The 17,386-nt window shown below is 45.6% G+C and carries 19 protein-coding genes; all 19 read left to right on the top strand.

All coding sequences use genetic code 11. The annotated features are described in order from the left end of the window. Positions 1 to 6,988: hemagglutinin repeat-containing protein (locus tag MJ764_RS11095; RefSeq protein ID WP_239327046.1), on the top strand; the 6,988-nt coding region annotated here is incomplete at its 5' end. Continuing rightward, entirely contained in the window at positions 6,972 to 7,232 is a 261-nt protein-coding gene (locus MJ764_RS11090) for a hypothetical protein (RefSeq protein WP_239327044.1), read from the top strand. The genes MJ764_RS11095 and MJ764_RS11090, both read left to right, overlap by 17 nt. 127 nt (positions 7,233 to 7,359) lie before the next feature. After that, entirely contained in the window at positions 7,360 to 7,608 is a 249-nt protein-coding gene (locus MJ764_RS11085; RefSeq protein WP_239327042.1) for a hypothetical protein, read from the top strand. 115 nt (positions 7,609 to 7,723) lie between these two features. Then, positions 7,724 to 7,987 carry a hypothetical protein gene (locus MJ764_RS11080; protein WP_239327032.1) on the top strand — a complete coding sequence of 88 codons (264 nt, stop codon included), beginning with the start codon at positions 7,724 to 7,726 and terminating at the stop codon, positions 7,985 to 7,987. Positions 7,988 to 8,153: 166 nt separating this feature from the next. Then, positions 8,154 to 8,420, top strand: coding sequence for a hypothetical protein (locus MJ764_RS11075; RefSeq protein ID WP_239327030.1), 267 nt, complete (start codon positions 8,154 to 8,156; stop codon positions 8,418 to 8,420). A gap of 38 nt (positions 8,421 to 8,458) precedes the next feature. After that, positions 8,459 to 8,731 (top strand): hypothetical protein, encoded by a 273-nt coding sequence (locus MJ764_RS11070; protein WP_239327028.1) that lies wholly within the window; start codon positions 8,459 to 8,461, stop codon positions 8,729 to 8,731. 368 nt (positions 8,732 to 9,099) lie between these two features. Next, on the top strand, positions 9,100 to 10,041 hold the full coding sequence (locus MJ764_RS11065) for a hypothetical protein (protein WP_239327026.1): 942 nt from the start codon (positions 9,100 to 9,102) through the stop codon (positions 10,039 to 10,041). Next, positions 10,022 to 10,420 (top strand): hypothetical protein, encoded by a 399-nt coding sequence (locus MJ764_RS11060; protein WP_239327024.1) that lies wholly within the window; start codon positions 10,022 to 10,024, stop codon positions 10,418 to 10,420. The genes MJ764_RS11065 and MJ764_RS11060 overlap by 20 nt, the downstream gene beginning before the upstream one ends. A 111-nt stretch (positions 10,421 to 10,531) precedes the next feature. Next, positions 10,532 to 10,843 (top strand): hypothetical protein, encoded by a 312-nt coding sequence (locus MJ764_RS11055; RefSeq protein WP_239327022.1) that lies wholly within the window; start codon positions 10,532 to 10,534, stop codon positions 10,841 to 10,843. Continuing rightward, positions 10,824 to 11,213, top strand: a complete 390-nt coding sequence (locus tag MJ764_RS11050) for a hypothetical protein (RefSeq protein ID WP_239327020.1) — start codon at positions 10,824 to 10,826, stop codon at positions 11,211 to 11,213. Before MJ764_RS11055 ends, MJ764_RS11050 begins: the two co-directional genes overlap by 20 nt. A gap of 104 nt (positions 11,214 to 11,317) precedes the next feature. Then, positions 11,318 to 13,927, top strand: coding sequence for a hemagglutinin repeat-containing protein (locus MJ764_RS11045; protein WP_239327018.1), 2,610 nt, complete (start codon positions 11,318 to 11,320; stop codon positions 13,925 to 13,927). Further along, positions 13,908 to 14,306 carry a hypothetical protein gene (locus MJ764_RS11040; protein ID WP_239327016.1) on the top strand — a complete coding sequence of 133 codons (399 nt, stop codon included), beginning with the start codon at positions 13,908 to 13,910 and terminating at the stop codon, positions 14,304 to 14,306. The genes MJ764_RS11045 and MJ764_RS11040 overlap by 20 nt, the downstream gene beginning before the upstream one ends. Before the next feature lie 63 nt (positions 14,307 to 14,369). Next, positions 14,370 to 14,816 carry a hypothetical protein gene (locus MJ764_RS11035; protein ID WP_239327014.1) on the top strand — a complete coding sequence of 149 codons (447 nt, stop codon included), beginning with the start codon at positions 14,370 to 14,372 and terminating at the stop codon, positions 14,814 to 14,816. Between the two features lie 50 nt (positions 14,817 to 14,866). Next, entirely contained in the window at positions 14,867 to 15,256 is a 390-nt protein-coding gene (locus MJ764_RS11030) for a hypothetical protein (RefSeq protein WP_239327012.1), read from the top strand. A gap of 32 nt (positions 15,257 to 15,288) precedes the next feature. Further along, positions 15,289 to 15,588: a hypothetical protein gene (locus MJ764_RS11025; RefSeq protein WP_239327010.1), complete on the top strand. Its 300-nt coding sequence runs from the start codon at positions 15,289 to 15,291 to the stop codon at positions 15,586 to 15,588. Beyond that, positions 15,569 to 16,099 carry a hypothetical protein gene (locus MJ764_RS11020; protein WP_239327008.1) on the top strand — a complete coding sequence of 177 codons (531 nt, stop codon included), beginning with the start codon at positions 15,569 to 15,571 and terminating at the stop codon, positions 16,097 to 16,099. Before MJ764_RS11025 ends, MJ764_RS11020 begins: the two co-directional genes overlap by 20 nt. Before the next feature lie 107 nt (positions 16,100 to 16,206). After that, positions 16,207 to 16,686, top strand: a complete 480-nt coding sequence (locus MJ764_RS11015; protein WP_239327006.1) for a hypothetical protein — start codon at positions 16,207 to 16,209, stop codon at positions 16,684 to 16,686. A gap of 1 nt (position 16,687) precedes the next feature. Continuing rightward, positions 16,688 to 16,954, top strand: coding sequence for a hypothetical protein (locus MJ764_RS11010; protein WP_239327004.1), 267 nt, complete (start codon positions 16,688 to 16,690; stop codon positions 16,952 to 16,954). A 174-nt stretch (positions 16,955 to 17,128) separates the two neighbouring features. Next, a complete protein-coding gene (locus MJ764_RS11005) occupies positions 17,129 to 17,281 on the top strand; it encodes a hypothetical protein (protein ID WP_239327002.1) in 153 nt (50 codons plus the stop codon). The last annotated feature ends 105 nt before the right edge of the window (positions 17,282 to 17,386 follow it).

Here is a 17,386-nt window from a genome sequence, read left to right as displayed (position 1 = left end):
CCAGATCATTGCCAACGGCGGCATCGACCTGACTGCTCATAACGGCCTGAGCAACCAAGGCACCCTGAATCTCAACAAACTGCAAGTAAACGGCGAACTACTCGACAACCATCAGGGCAAACTAAATACCAAACAGGCTGATATCCACACCACCCGGCTGGACAACCGCGCAGGACAGATCAGCAGCAGCGGCCAGCTACAAATCCACAGCAACCAGCTAGACAACCGCCAAGGCCGCATCCAGTCAGCCGAGCACATCGCCATCGACAGTGCCGAACTGAACAACAGCGATCATGGCCTTATTGCCGCGCAGCAACAACTGCAAATCCACAGTAGCCAGCTAGACAACCGCCAAGGCCGTATCCAGTCAGCCGAGTGGATGGCTATCGACAGTGCTCAAGTGAACAACAGCGACCAAGGCACCATTGCCGCGCAGCAACAACTGCAAATCCACAGCAGCCAGCTAGACAACCGCCAAGGCCGCATCCAGTCAGCCGAGCGCATCGCCATCGACAGCGCTCAAGTGAACAACAGCGACCAAGGCACCATTGCCGCGCAGCAACAACTGCAAATCCACAGCAACCAGCTAGACAACAGCGACAAAGGACAACTGTGGAGTGGTGGCCAGAGCGAAATACAAACCGGCAGCCTGAACAACAGCAACGGCGCCATCGACAGCGATAGCCTGCAACTAACTAGCAACGAGCTCAACAACCAACACGGCGCCATCCGCAGTGAGGGCAAACAGCAACTTAGCGTGCGCAACCAACTACAGAACCAGAACGGCCAAATCGGCAGCAACAGCGACCTCAACATAACCGCCGGAGCTATAGATAACAGCCAGGGCAAAATCAGTGCTGGCAAACAGGCCGAGCTGCACACCCGCGCACTTAACAACCAGCAGGGCAGCATCGATGCCGATAGCATCGACCTAACAGCCGATAGCCTGAACAACAATGCCGGAGCCATCCGCAGCAACCAGCACCTGAATGCGCAGATCAGCCAACACATCAACAACCAGCAAGGGCAAATCAGCAGCGCTGGCGAACTACAACTCAACAGCAACACCCTAGACAACAGCACCCAAGGCAAAATCATTGCCGGCAAACAAGCCAGCATCCACAACCACAGCCTCAACAACCAGCAAGGCAGCATCGATGCCGATAGCCTGATTCTCGAGAGCAACAGCGTAGACAACCACAGCGGTGCCATCCGCGCCAACCAACAACTGACGGCACAGATTAACCAGCAGCTAGACAACCGGCAGGGACAAATCAGCAGTGCCAAAGACGTCCAGATTCACGACCAGAACCAACAAAGCCTGAGCATCGACAACAGCGATAACGGCAAAATATTGGCAGGCAACGACCTGAGCATCCAAAGCAAACAGCTCAACAACCCCGGCAGCATCGGTGCCGGGGGTAACGCCACCATCCAACTGCATGATAACTTCAACGTCGATGCCGACATCAAAGCTGGCGGACGCCTGCACCTGAGCAGCCAGGGCAATATCAGCAACAACCATACCCTGAGCGGAGGCGACAGCGTAATCCTTAACGCTGCCAATATCGACAACCAGGCTAGTGGCATCATCCAGAGTAACAACCATACCGAATTACAGGCACAAGACAGCATCACCAACCGTGGCCTGATCAACAGCAACAGCACCACCTTGGTACAGTCTGGCAACAGCATCAACAACATCGGCAGCGGGCGCATCTATGGCAACCATGTTGCCATCGGTACCCATAACCTGATCAACCAGGAAGAAACCCTCGGCAGCGAAACCAAAGCCGCCGTTATTGCTGCGCGTGAGCGGCTGGACATCGGTGCCGCCAACATCATCAACAAAGAACATGCCCTCCTGTCGAGCGGAGGTGACATTGCCATTGGCGGTGCCTTAAACGAACAGCATCAGGCCACCGGCATGGCTGATAGCCTGATCAACGGTAGTGCACGCATCGAAGCGCAGGGTAATGGCAACATCGCCGTCAAAGAATTACACAACCTCAATAATCACTTCAAAGTAGAAGAATATCTGGAGAGCAGCAAAGGAGTAAGACAGTTCCAAGAAAAAGGTAATCCCGCTATCTGGGAACATGGCGTAGATGGCAAATATAAAAAAAGAGATAAAGAAATCAGCTTTACCTTTAACGATGGCAGCAAAAAGGTTTGGAAAAAATATTCAGTAGATAATCTGTACTGGTGGAATTTCAACCGCAAAATCTACAAACAAAAAGTCACCGAAACCGACCCGGGTGAAATCATCATCGGCAGAGATTTAACCATCAGCGGCGATCACTGGCTCAATCACAACAGCCGCATCCTCGTCGGAGGCACACTTAAAGGTGCAGAAAACCTGAATCTTGAAAACCGCGAAACCAAAGGACAGCAGCGGATTGAAGAGCATGGTGAGCAAGGTCGTTATAAATATAGAAATCCCAAACTCAGTTCAGGTTATATTGACAGTAGATATTTTAAAGTAAATCCATACCACCAGACCATCATTACCAGCCACGAATTCGATACCCCGGCCAGCACCATCCAGCAACACGTAACTACTGGTAGTAATCAGGGCGTAGCCAGCGCAGCCAATCCAACCGGCCATGAAGTTGGTAACATCAACAGCAACAACCAAACCAATACCAGCAACAACAACATTGCCCAACAGCAGCAACAAATCAAAACCCTGACTGATATCAACACCAACACCAATGCCAACGCCAGACTGCCCAACAACAGCCTGTACCATATCAACCCCGATAATAACGGCTATCTGGTAGAAACCGACCCTGCCTTTACCAACAAGCACAAATGGCTGGGCAGCGACTACATGCTCAGCGCCCTCGGCCAAGACCCGAACAAAATGCAGAAACGGCTGGGAGACGGCTATTACGAACAACGCCTGATCAACGAACAAATCGCCAACCTGACCGGCTTCCGCCATCTGGAGGGCTATCAGAACGACGAAGAACAATACAAAGCCCTGATGAATGCCGGCATCACCTATGCGCAACAGTATAAACTGACCCCCGGCATCGCCCTGAGCGCCGAACAGATGGCACAACTGACCAGCGACATCGTCTGGCTGGTTAATCAGACCGTCACCCTGGCCGACGGCAGCCAGCAAACCGTCCTCGTGCCCAAAGTTTACCTGATTGCCCGTGCCAGCGACGTCAACAGTGCCGGCAGCCTGATCAGCGCGCGCAACATCAACCTGCAAAACAGCGGCAACATAGACAACCAAGGTACCTTGGCAGCGCAGAACATCGTCAACCTTGGCGCCCAGAACATCAACAACAGCGGCACCCTCAGCGCCAACAAAATGGCTCTTAAAGCCGATAACAGCATCAACTTCAACGGTGGCGTAGCCATCGCCCAAGACCTGCTCAGCCTCAAAGCCGACCAAATCAACCTCACCACCACCACCGCCAGCTATGGCGACAACCGTAATGGTGGCATCGTTATCGACCGCAGCGCCGGCCTGTACGTAACTGGCGCCAAAGACAGCATCCTCAGCGTATCCGGCACCCATGGCATCAACACCCACGGCGCCGACATCATCAATACCGGCGCCAACGGCATCACCCAGCTTAGCGCCAGTGACGGCAGCATCAACCTCGGTACCGTCACCACCGCCACCCATATGACAGCAGGTGAGCGCAGCGACAAAAACCACTGGATCAACCACTATCAAAGCGAAGTAGGCACCAACATCACCGCAGTAGGGGACATCAACCTGCTGGCCGGTGACCAGCTGAACATCCGTCAGAGCGACATCGACAGCTACAACGGCAGCGTCAACCTGTATGGCAAAAACGGCGTCAACATCAGCGAAGGGCGGCAACAAACCGAGCTGGATCATTCCACCTACGACAAATCCAGCGGCTTCCTGTCCAAAAAAACCACACTGGATCAGTATCAGGCCAACTATGACGAAGCCGTAGGCAGCAACATTACCGGTGCCAGAGTCAACATTCGCAGCGATAAAGACATCAACGTGCGCGGCAGCAACATCATCTCCGACAACGGCACCACCCTGCTTGCCGGCCATGATGTCAACATCAGCGCAGCCGAAAACCACTACACCGACCGCCAGTACCACAAAGAAACCAAATCCGGCCTTATGGGTAGCGGCGGCATCGGCTTTAGCATCGGCAGCCAGAAAGAGAGCGACGACACCACCAACACATCCCATATCCATAGTGGCAGCAGCATCGGTAGCCTCAGCGGCAACACCAACATCATCGCCGGCAACCACTACAGCCAGAGCGGCAGCAGCGTGTCCTCACCCAAAGGCGACGTCAACGTCATCGCCAAACAAATCGACATCAGCGCCGCCGAGGATCAGCACAAACGTGACAACATCCATACCTACGAAAAGAGTGGCCTTACCGTTGCCGTTAACGTACCTATTGTTAGCGCCATTCAAGATGCCAATACTGCCATCAAACGCGTAGGCAAAAGCAAAAACGACCGCGTCAACGCCATGGCCGCCTTTAACGCCGGCATGGATAGCTACCAAGCCGGTCAGGCCATAGCCGATGCTGGTAAAAATCCCCAATCTGCTGCTCAAAACGTTAGCGTTAGCATCACCGTTGGCCAACAAAAAAGCCGCAGCGAAAGCCACAGCGTAGACAACGTTGCCTCAGCCAGCAACATCCATGCTGGCGGACAAGTTAACCTGCTGGCCACCGGCGCCGGCCAAGACTCCAACATCAACATTATCGGTTCCGACATTAGTGGTAACCAAGGCACCCACTTACAGGCAGATAACCAAATCAACCTGCTGGCTGCCGAGCAAAGCCATAGCGAGCGCAGCAAAAACAAATCCAGCGGCTGGAATGCCGGCGTAGCCATCAACTACGGCTCCGGTGGCGCCTCCTTCGGCGTTACCGCAGGAGCCAACCGCGGCAAAGGTCATGCTAACGGCGACGAAACCAGCTACCGCAATAGCCATATCGGCAGCCTCAGCGGCAACACCAGCCTGATTAGCGGTGGTGCCACCAACATCAAAGGCGCACAGGTAACCGGCAAAGGTATCAGCATCGATGCCGCCGAACTAAACATCGAAAGCCTGCAAGACACCGCCAGATACGACAGCAAACAGCAGAACATGAGCGGCCAGATAACCGTAGGCTATGGCGTATCCGGCTCAGCCAGCTACAGCAAGAGCAAAATCAAAGCCGATTATGCCGGCGTCACCGAACAGAGCGGCATCATTGCCGGCGATAATGGCTACCAGATCAAAGTCAAAGGCAATACCGACCTCAAGGGCGCCATCATCACCTCAACACAGGCAGCCGAAGCGGCGGGTAAAAACCAGCTTATTACTGGTAGTCTCACCAGCAGCGACATCAAAAACCACAGTGACTACAAAGGCAGCAGCATCGGCATCGGAGCCAGCGGAAACTATGGCGGCGGCTGGACAGGACAGAGCAAAGACGGTGTCAGCTCAAATGTTGGCTACGGCAGCGACAGTGGTCACGACAGCAGCACCACCCATAGCGGTATCAACACCAACAACATCATCATCACCGATGAAACTGCCCAGCAGCAGAAAACACGCAAAAGCGCCGCAGAAACCATCGCCGGTATTTATACCGACACCACCAGCGACAACTATGCCGACAAAGCCGGCTACCTGAGCAATAACTTTGACAAAGACAAAGTACAGCAAGAACTGGATTTACAGCGCGAAGTAACGCAAGAGTTTGACCAGAATCGGAAAGAATTGCGTGATACCCTGCATAAAATTGCAGACAGTAAACGCCAGCAGGCAGAAAGTATCCGTAAAGAAAATTATATAGACGGCAAAAATGGCTACAATACAAATGAGTCACTGGCTTTGGAGGAAATAGCCAATAAATGGGAAAAAGCTACTTTCTATACTGATCTGGTATTAGGTACACTGTATGGCTATGGTAATACAACTGCGCTGGTTTATGCAGATGGAAGTGCTGTTGTTGATCCGGCAGTCAGAGCAGCGCGAAGACCGATACAGATCTGGAAAGTTAAATGTGAAGGAGATGGATTATATTGTTCCAGTTTAGGTAAAGATAAAAATAAACGTCCGCTAGATACAGATAGTCCATATGTGGAAGCGGGTAATAAAAGGCAGATATTTGATATAAATGATATTGAACCGGGAGAGCATACTGGAGTAATCACCATATCCAATCCGGGCATACTGAATCCATTGGAGGCTGCCGAAAGTAATGCAGTTAAGCAGAATTCTTCGAGAACAACAGCAGATGGTGTGTATGTGATTAACAATCCGCCCACCACAAATAACATATCAGAAGGTTTGTATGCTTTTTATGATAAAGTAAATGACCTGAGTGGCGCTAAATTACCTTTAACCAATGCCGAAAAAGCCAATGTGATGATATTTCAATATGCCAAAGATAAAGGCTATATCTTAGATCTAAGCAATCACAGTCGCGGCGGTATGACAGCTAGCAATGCTCTGCAATATGCTAATAATCGTGGCATAACAGAAATACCGATAAGAGAAGGTAGATTCTACGGCACCGCAACAAATGTGTCGCGCTTTGCTGATCAGTTGGTTAAGAATGATTATAGATGGTGGGAAGGTAACACCAATTATGGCAGTGCAGCCTATTCAGCAGTACATTATACCGACTTTGTTGGCAGAACCCCACTGATTGGATTCCGAAGTCCATACATTATTGGTGGCAATGCCCCAACTGGTGGTGTAGAAGACAGACGGTTTCTGTATTCCCATAGTAGCTATTTTAGAGAGGTACCGACAAAATATTTGGTAGATGACAGAGGCAGAAATATAGATGCTAATGGGAATTTAACTGGAAATATAAAAAACGATAATCCATATTCCAAAGATTTCGAAAAAAAATGGAAAAATGGTAAACATCATAATCAAAATACTGTAAATCCATCTATTCCTGTTTTAGTAAGACCAACTAAACCACAAGAAGGAGTTCATTACCATGAAACACCACATTAAAATTATATTGCTGATAGTGATAAATTTAGGCTTAACAGGTTGTATGGAAGCGGCCATAGATTTTTGGAATGGGCCGGGTTTTTCATCAGCAGCAGAAGATAAAGCTTATAAAGAATGTTTTGAGGAGCTTGAATCGTTGCCAGAACCAGAAAATAAAAGCCGTGGTTCAAAAGAAATGCAAGAATGGTTAGGTACAATTTATTCAGATGCGACAGTGAAATGTATGAAAAGAAAAGGTTTTTAAATATATTAAAAGATGATGTATTGGCTTTGTTAATTACTAATTATAAGTAAATAAAACAAAGCATCGAATCCGATTTTGGTCAAACTATCGAAATCGCAAGAGAGAGTACACTATCATGAAATGCCTCATGAATTTGCTATTTTTAATAGGCATGAATTTAGGTTTAACAGGTTGTATGGAAACAGCTATAGATTTTTGGAATGGGCCTGGCAGATTTCCTCAAGCAGAACATAAAGCTTATAAAGAATGTTCTGAGGAGCTTGAATCGTTGCCAGAACCAGAAAATAAAAGCCGTGGTTCAAAAGAAATGCAAGAATGGCTAATCAAAGTTTATACTCCTGCATCGGTAGAATGTATGAAAAGAAAAGGTTTCTAAATATATTAAAAGATGATGTATTGGCTTTGTTAATTACTAATTATAAGTAAATAAAACAAAGCATTAAATCCGATTTTAGCCAAACCCTCAAGAGCAAGGCAAGGAGTGAGGTAAAATGAAGCGTAATATTAATATTTTATTAATAAGTATCTTTTGTGTTGGATTATCCGGCTGTTATGAATCTGTAGTTCGCTTTTGGAATGGACCCGGTTGGGATTTCTCGTCTAAAGCAGAAAAAAAAGCTAGAGAAGAATGCTTTGAAGAACTTGAATCCATTAAAGAACCAAAAGCATATATTGGGTCTAAAGAAATGCAGGATTGGTTAAATAAAGTATATGGTCCTGCTGAAAGAGAATGCATGAAAAGAAAAGGGTTTTAGATTCAAGCAGAGATTTTAATGCTTTGGTTTTGTAGTCGAACTTCCCGAGTGTTTTTACCCAACTACTACACCATAACATCTGGTACAAATCATAATCAAAATCGCAATAATCCGTCTTAATCGGTTTTAGTGCCGCCTACAAGACCAAGGCAAGGAGTGAAATAAAATGAGACGTAGCATTAATATTTTATTAATAAGTATTTTTTGTGTTGGACTATCCGGCTGTTATGAATCTGTAGTCCGTTTTTGGAATGGGCCCGGTTGGGATTTCTCGTCTAAAGCGGAAAAAAAAGCTAAAGAAGAATGTTTTGAAGAGCTGCGATCACTACCGCGCCCAAAAAATGAGTATGTAGGATCTAAAGAAATGCAAGATTGGTTAGGCAATGTATATATACCTGCCAGAAATGAATGTCTAAAAAGAAAAGGGTTTTAGATTCAAGCAAAGGTTTTAACCATGTATAAGGAAAGAAAATGATGGAAAACAAGATGAAATATTTAGCGATGGCAAGTTTTATCGCATTATGTGGATGCGGTACCAACATCTCTGCTTACCAGAAACAACTGGAAGCCAATGGGTATACTGGCAGCAGAGTAATAGTTTATCCCGCTAACGAGAAATACGCACAAATTCCAGCTCAATATCTTGTAGATGAACGCGGACGTTATATAGATGAAAATGGTAATCTTACTGATCACCCCGTGGAAAATCCCTACTATCGAGATTATATGAAGCATCACAGATAACGTTTTGAATATAACGGCCTCAGAACCGAAAAAAGCATCGAATTAGAAAAAGAAGGGCGCAGATAGAGCAGAATATAGCCTATCTGGATACCGCCCTCGGCATATTATGGGCAGGTGATATTGGTACCGCAGCATTAGAAACCGCAGCCCTACATGCCGACTATGCCAAAAACGCAGCCAGACACATAACAGCCGGACAAGTTTACAAAGTCACCTGCTCAGGTGCAGAGGCACAGTATTTTTGTAAAGACATCAATAACGTTAACGATGCCATAGAAGCCGGTAATGCAAGCAAACTGTCCAAAGAAGACAATAAAAATGCCCCATTTGAAGGAACCGCAATCCAGATTTATGATTACGGCGAAATCATGGATGGCAAATCAATATTGATTTCTAATCCGGGCATCTACAACAACGAAGATGCCGCATTCAGAAATGCCATCAAACAAAACCCCGAAGCAGCGGCCAAAGGCAACCTCTATGTCGTGGTCAACAACCCCACCGTAGAAGTTATTCCCGGCTTAGGCGAAGTCGGCTTTTATGCATTCTACGACAAACTCAACGAATGGCTGGGTGGCAGACTGCCATTAACCAATGCAGAAAAAACCAATGCCATACTGAAGCAGCTGGCCAAACAAACCGGCACAGAAATCATGGGAAATAACCACAGTCGTGGCTCAATGACCGATAAAGTCAGCTCCGCCTACCTACAGAATAAAGAGGGCGAAACCGGTATCCCCATCGCCAGGACCAAATATCTCGGTCCGGCAGCACACATTAGAGGCGAATATGAAATACTCCAGAAAAATGGTTATATCGATGAAGATGGCATCAACAGCACTTTATTCCTAGGCAACAACAATACCGATTTTGTTGGCAGATTAGTCGGTTTAAACCCGGTAACTGCCGGAGAGTGTGTCGGCAACCCCTTGGGCTCATGTTACAGCCATAGCAGCTACAATGGAGCCTATGAACTTGATGAAAATCTGCTTGATCCATTTGGCAATAAATATATAGATAAAAATACTCAAGAACCGATTCGAAATCCTGAATTTGGTAAAATTAAGGATACCGTAGTGGAACCTAAACCGAATGCAAATAAACGCTATAACAACCCAACCCTTGCTCAAGCAGTTGTTATCGGCGCCGATGGCAACATCAATCTGGTTGATCGGCAGGGCAATATGACCACCATAGACAGTAGAACCTTAAAACCGATTAAAACCACCCAGATACCAATACATGAAGTTAATGGGAAACGCTATTTTAATTTTGAAGGAAAGAGATACCATGCAGATCCACCGCGCTAAACCAAAATTACTAACAGTAACCAGTCTTACCCTAGCATTAAATGCCTGTAGCATATCTGACTGGTATAATGGCTATTATGCAGAGAGAGCTGCCATTATAAAGGATCAAAAAGACAGTCATGCTTATTATGAGGCTGAATCACCGCAAATGAAAGCATTGAGAAAGCAAAATGATGCCTATTGCACAGAGTTAGCATCCAAACCAGAGAATCGGGAACCAAGGGCTGGTTATCCGAATGGGGTATTTAATGAAGGAATGTATAACAGATGCATGGAAGAACGAGGCACACCACCATATGGAATTTATGCCTCAATGCAAGCCGAAAAACGGCGCGCCGAGCGCAGAGCGCGAGGAGAGATAGTACCTGAAAATCAGTAAAAATAAGCTTAGTGGCTGGTTAGAGTATTGGGTAGCATATTAAAACCACCCAGATACCGATACGTGAAATCCATGGCAAACGTTATTTTAACTTTGAAGGAAAGAGATATCATGCAGATCCACCGCGCTAAGACAAGATTACTGCTTCTGACAGGCTTCATTCTGCTATTAACCGGCTGTAGCATATCCGATTGGTATAATAACTATCAAGAAAAACAACCTTATAATTATTCTGATCCTAAAGCAGTTGTGATAGGAAAAGACGGCTACATCAGATTGGTTGATAGGCATGGAAATATGGTGACATTGGATAAAATAACAAATAAACCAATTAAAATGACGCGAATACCAATACATGAAGTTAATGGCAAACGTTATTTTAATTTTGAAGGAAAGAGATATCATGCGGATCCACCGCGCTAAGACAAGATTACTGCTTCTAACAGGCTTCATCCTGCTATTAACTGGCTGTAGCATATCCGACTGGTATAATGGCTATTATGTGGAAAGAGCCTCCATTATAAAAGAACAAAAAAAAAGTGCGGCTTACTATGATGCTGAATCCCCAGAAATGAAGGAACTGAGGAAAAAAAATGATGCATATTGTAGGGAGTTAGCCTCGAAGCCGGAAAATCGGGTTGCAAGGAAAGGTTATGAAAATGGAGTTTTTAATTCAGCAATGTATGATGGATGTATGGAAAAACGCGGAACCCCTACTTTTAATACTTATGAATCAAGGCAAGCGGAAAAACGGCGAGAAGAGAGAAGAGCGCGCGGAGAAATAGTACTCTGAATTCCAGTCAAAACCTGATTAATGTCCCCGTGATCAATGCCATCTAGACGGCCAATACCGCCATCAAACGCGTAGGCAAAAGCAAAAACGACCGCGTCAACGCCATGGCCGCCTTTAACGCCGGCATGGATAGCTACAAAGCCGGTCAGGCAGTTACCGATATTGGCAAAGATCCGAAGAATCCCGCCAATGTTAGCGTTAGCATCACCGTAGGCCAACAAAAAAGCCGCAGCGAAAGCCACAGCGTAGACAACGTTGCCTCAGCCAGCAACATCCATGCCGGCGGACAAGTTAACCTGCTGGCCACCGGCGCCGGCCAAGACTCCAACATCAACATCATCGGTTCCGACATTAGTGGTAACCAAGGCACCCACTTACAGGCGGATAACCAAATTAACCTACTGGCTGCCGAGCAAAGCCACAGCGAGCGCAGCAAAAACAAATCCAGCGGCTGGAATGCCGGCGTAGCCATCAACTACGGCTCCGGTGGCGCCTCCTTCGGCGTTACCGCCGGAGCCAACCGCGGCAAAGGTCATGCTAACGGCGACGAAACCAGCTACCGCAACAGCCATATCGGCAGCCTCAGTGGCAACACCAGCCTGATTAGCGGTGGTGCCACCAACATCAAAGGCGCACAGGTAACCGGCAAAGGTGTCAGCATCGATGCAGCCGAACTAAACATCGAAAGCCTGCAAGACACCGCCAAATACGACAGCAAACAGCAGAGCATCGGCGGCCAGATAACCGTAGGCTATGGCGTATCCGGCACAGCCAACTACAACAAAAGCAAAATCAAAGCCGATTATGCCGGCGTCACCGAACAGAGCGGTATCATTGCCGGCGATAATGGCTACCAGATCAAAGTCAAAGGCAATACCGACCTCAAAGGCGCCATCATCACCTCAACACAGGCAGCCGAAGCGGCGGGTAAAAACCAGCTTATTACTGGTAGTCTCACCAGCAGCGATATCAAAAACCACAGTGACTACAAAGGCAGCAGCATCGGCATCGGAGCCAGCGGAAACTATGGCGGCGGCTGGACAGGACAGAGCAAAGACGGCGTAAACAAATCACTGGGCTTTGGACACGACAGCGGCCATGACAGCAGCACCACCCACAGCGGCATCAACACCAACAACATTATCATCACCGATGAAACCGCCCAGCAGCAGAAAACAGGCAAAAACGCCGCCCAAACCATCGCCGGTATCCATACCGACATCACCAGCGACAACTATGCCGACAAAGCCGGCTATCTGGCCAACAACTTTGACAAAGACAAAGTACAGGAAGAGCTGGATTTACAGCGCGAAGTCAGCCAGGAATTTGACCAAAACCGGCAGGAACTGAAAAAAGAACTACTACAACAGGCGCGCAAAAAATACGAAGAAGCTGAAGAAGAGCGGAGAAAAAATGGCGGCCTCAGAACCGAAAAAAGCATCGAATTAGAAAAAGAAGGGCGCAGAATGGAACAGAATATAGCCTATCTGGATACCGCCCTCGGCATATTATGGGCAGGTGATATTGGTACCGCAGCATTAGAAACCGCAGCCCTACATGCCGACTATGCCAAAAACGCAGCCAGACACATAACCGCCGGAAAAGTTTACAAAGTCACCTGCTCAGGTGCCGCGGCTAAATACCAGTGTAAAGACATCAATAACGTTAACGATGCCATAGAAGCCGGTGATCAAAGTAAATTAACTAAAGAAGACAATAAAAATGCCCCATTTGAAGGAACCGCTATAGAAATATATGATTACAACGAAATCATGGATGGCAAATCAGTATTGATTTCTAATCCGGGCATCTACAACAACGAAGAAGCCGCATTCAGAAATGCAGTTAAACAAAACCCCGAAGCAGCGGCCAATGGCAACCTCTATGTCGTGGTCAACAACCCCACCGTAGAAGTTATCCCCGGTCTGGGCGAAGTTGGCTTTTATGCATTCTACGACAAACTCAACGAATGGCTCGGAGGCAGATTGCCATTAACCAATGCAGAAAAAACCAATGCCATACTGAAACAGCTGGCCAAACAAACCGGCACAGAAATCATAGGAAATAACCACAGCCGCGGTTCCATGACCGATAAAGTCAGCACCGCCTACCTGCAGAATAAAAAGGACGAAACCGGTACCCCCATCTCCAGAACCAAATATCTCGGTCCGGCAGCGCATATAATAGGCGAATATGAAATGCTCCAGAAAAATGGTTATATCGATGAAGATGGCATCAACAGCACCTTATTCCTAGGCAACCACAATACCGACTTTGTTGGCAGATTAGTCGGTTTAAACCCGGTAACCGCCGGAGAGTGTATCGGCAACCCCTTAGGCTCATGTTACAGCCACAGCAGCTACAATGGCGCCTATGAACTTGATGAAAATCTGCTTGATCCATTTGGCAATAAATATATAGATAAAAATACTCAAGAACCGATGCCAAATCCTGAATTTGATAAAATTAAGGATACTGTAGTGGAACCTAAACCGAATGCAAATAAACGCTATAACAACCCAACCCTTGCTCAAGCGGTTGTTATCGGCGCCGATGGCAACATCAATCTGGTTGATCGGCAGGGCAATATGACCACCATAGACAGTAGAACCTTAAAACCGATTAAAACCACCCAGATACCAATACATGAAATCCATGGCAAACACTATTTTAACTTTGAAGGAAAAAGATATCATGCAGATCCACCGCGCTAAAACAAAGTTACTAATAGTAACCAGCCTTACCCTAGCATTAAATGCCTGTAGCATATCTGACTGGTATAATGGCTATTATGCCGAGAGAGCTGCCATTATAAAAGGGCAGAAAGACAGACATGCTTATTATGAGGCTGAATCACCGCAAATGAAAGCATTGAGAAAGCAAAATGATGCCTATTGCACAGAATTAGCATCCAAACCAGAGAATCGGGAGTCAAGGGCTGGTTATCCGAATGGGGTATTTAATGAAGGAATGTATAACAGATGCATGGAAGAACGAGGCACACCACCATATGGAATTTATGCCTCAATGCAAGCCGAAAAACGGCGCGCCGAGCGCAGAGCGCGAGGAGAGATAGTACCTGAAAATCAGTAAAAATAAGTTTAGTGGCTGGTTAGAGTATTGGGTAGCATATTAAAAACACCCAGATACCGATACATGAAGTTAATGACAAACGTTATTTTAACTTTGAAGGAAAGAGATATCATGCAGATCCACCGCGCTAAGACAAGATTACTGCTTCTAACAGGCTTAAGTATACTATTAACCGGTTGCAGTATATCCGATTGGTATAATGGCTATTATGCGGAAAGAACCGCTATTATAAAAGCACATAAAGAAAGAGATGCTTACTACAATGCTGAATCCCCAGAAATGAAGGAACTAAGGAAAAAAAATGATGCATATTGTACGGAACTAGCCTCAAGGCCGGAAAATCGGGTTGCAAGGGCTGGTTATCCAAATGGGGTATCTAATACTCCTATGTATACTTTATGTATGGAAGGAAGAGGTACCCCAACATATGAAACTTATGGATCAAGGCAAGAGGCAAAACGGCGAGCTGAGCGAAGAGCGCGCGGAGAAATAATACCTGAGTATTGGTAAAGCGCGTGTGATAGTAGCATCATTTTTTATCTTATAAATAAAGAGATACCATGCAGATCCACCGCGCTAAAACAAGATTACTGCTTCTAACAGGCTTCATTCTGCTATTAACCGGCTGTAGCATATCCGATTGGTATAATGGCTATTATGTAGATAGGTCATCAATGAAAAGATACACTAAAAGAAGTGACGCTTACTACAATGCTGAATCCCCTGAAATGAAGGCACTGAGGAAAAAAAATCAAGCATATTGCTCTGATCTGGCCTCAAGGCCGGAAAATCGGATTGTGGAGATAGGGTATGAAAACCGAGTTTTTAATGAACCAATGTATTCTGTATGTATGGAAAAAGGCGGAACCCCCACTTTTGGTACTTATGAATCAAGGCAAGCGGAAAAACGGCGAGAAGAAAGAAGAGCGCGCGGAGAAATAGTACTCTAAATTCCAGTCAAAACCTGATTAAAGAAGAGACCATGACTAGCACCCGCTTATTAATCATAACCGGCCTTATGCTACTATTAAGCGGGTGCAGCATATCCGACTGGTATAACAACTATCAAGAAAAACAACCTTATAATTATTCTGATCCTAAAGCAGTTGTGATAGGAAAAGACGGCTACATCAGATTGGTCGACAGGTATGGAAATATGGTGACATTGGATAAAAGAACAAATAAGCCAATTGAAATAACGCAAATACCAATACATGAAGTTAATGGCAAACGTTATTTTAACTTTGAAGGAAAGAGATATCATGCAGATCCACCGCGCTAAACCAAAATTCCTGCTTCTAACAGGCTTAAGTGTACTATTAACCGGATGCAGTATATCCGACTGGTATAATGGCTATTATGCGGAAACAGCCGCTATTAGAAGAGTACATAAAGAAAGAAATGCTTACTACGAAGCTGAATCCCCAGAAATGAAGGAACTGAGGAAAAAAAATCAAACATACTGCTCTGATCTGGCCTCAAGGCCGGAAAATAGGGTTGCAAGAAAAGGTTATAAAAATGGTGTATCTAATACTCCTATGTATACAAGTTGTATGGAAAGAAGAGGTACCCCAACATTTGAAACTTATAAATCAATGCAAGCGGAAAAACGGCGAGCTGAGCGAAGAGCGCGCGGAAAATGTATCGGTTCATGTTACAGCCACAGCAGCTACAATGGTCACTACTATCTTGACGCGTATTTGAAGGATCTAGATGGTAACGACTGTATTGATAAAAACACCGGCAAGCCGATTTCAAATCCAGAATTTGATATAATTTTAGAGGCACTGTAATAGAACCCAAAAAAGATCCAAATGATCAATATAACAATCCAACCCTTGCTCAGGCAGTGGTGATCGATGCAGATGGGTATATCAATCTGGTTGATAGACAGGGTAATATGACTACCTTAGATAAGTGGACACGTAAACCGATTAGAACCACCCAGATACCGATATTTTATGGCACCGCGACCCATGTACCATGGTATGCGAACCAACTGGTTATAAATGGTTATGAAGGAAGCAGAGCCTATTCTGCAGTGCACTATACCGACTTTGTTGGCCGAAGCCCTGCTGCATTTTTATGGAGCCCATATACCATAGGAGGCAATGCACCGACAGGAGGAGTGGAAAATAAACCATTTATGTACTCGCATAGCAGCTATTTCAGGGAAACACCTAGAAAATACTTAGTAGATGAAAAAGGTAGAAATATAGATGCAAATGGAAATTTGACTGGTGATAGAAAAGTTGAAAATCCTTATTTAGATGATTTTAATGAAAAATGGATTGATGGACCAAACCATAATCTAAATCACGATAATCCCTCTTTACCCGTTTTAGTACCGCCTACAAGACCAAGGCAAGGAGTAAGGTAAAATGAAACGCAATATTAATATATTATTAGTGAGCATCTTTTGTGTTGGATTATCTGGCTGTTATGAATCTGTAGTCCGTTTTTGGAATGGACCAGGTTGGGATTTCTCATCTCAAGCAGAAAAAAAAGCCAAAAAAGAATGCTTTGAAGAACTTGAATCTATTCCTGAACCTCAAAATAAAAGTCCTGGTTCAAAAGAAATGCAAGACTGGTTAGGTAATGTATATATACCGGCCAGAAATGAATGTCTAAGAAGAAAAGGATTTTAGATTCAAGCAAAGATTTTACTGCTTTGGTTTTGTAGTCGAAATCCACTAGTGTTTTTACCCAATCACTACATCACTACATCATAACATCTGGTACAAATCATAATCTAAACAAAGATAATTCCTCTTTACCGGTTTTAGTTAAACCATCAAGAACAAGGCAAGGAGTGAGGTAAAATGAAACGTAAAATTAATATTTTATTAGTAGGTATTTTTTGTGTTGGATTATCTGGATGTTATGAATCTGTAGTACGTTTTTGGAATGGAGGATCTCATATGTCTAGGGCTGAGAGTGAGGCCTATGATGAATGCTTTGAAGAACTTGTGTAAATACCCCATAGTTAGTACAAAACAGACGTAGAAAATCATGCTACTTGTTTTAGTGTTTTATACTCAATCGGCGTCATATTATTTAGTGCCTCATGAGGTCTTTCG

It is taken from the genome of Snodgrassella gandavensis, assembly GCF_914768025.1.
Classification (GTDB): Bacteria; Pseudomonadota; Gammaproteobacteria; order Burkholderiales; family Neisseriaceae; genus Snodgrassella; species Snodgrassella gandavensis.
The sequence above is the reverse complement of the archived record's forward strand: the minus strand, read 5'-3'. Positions and strand labels throughout refer to the sequence as shown.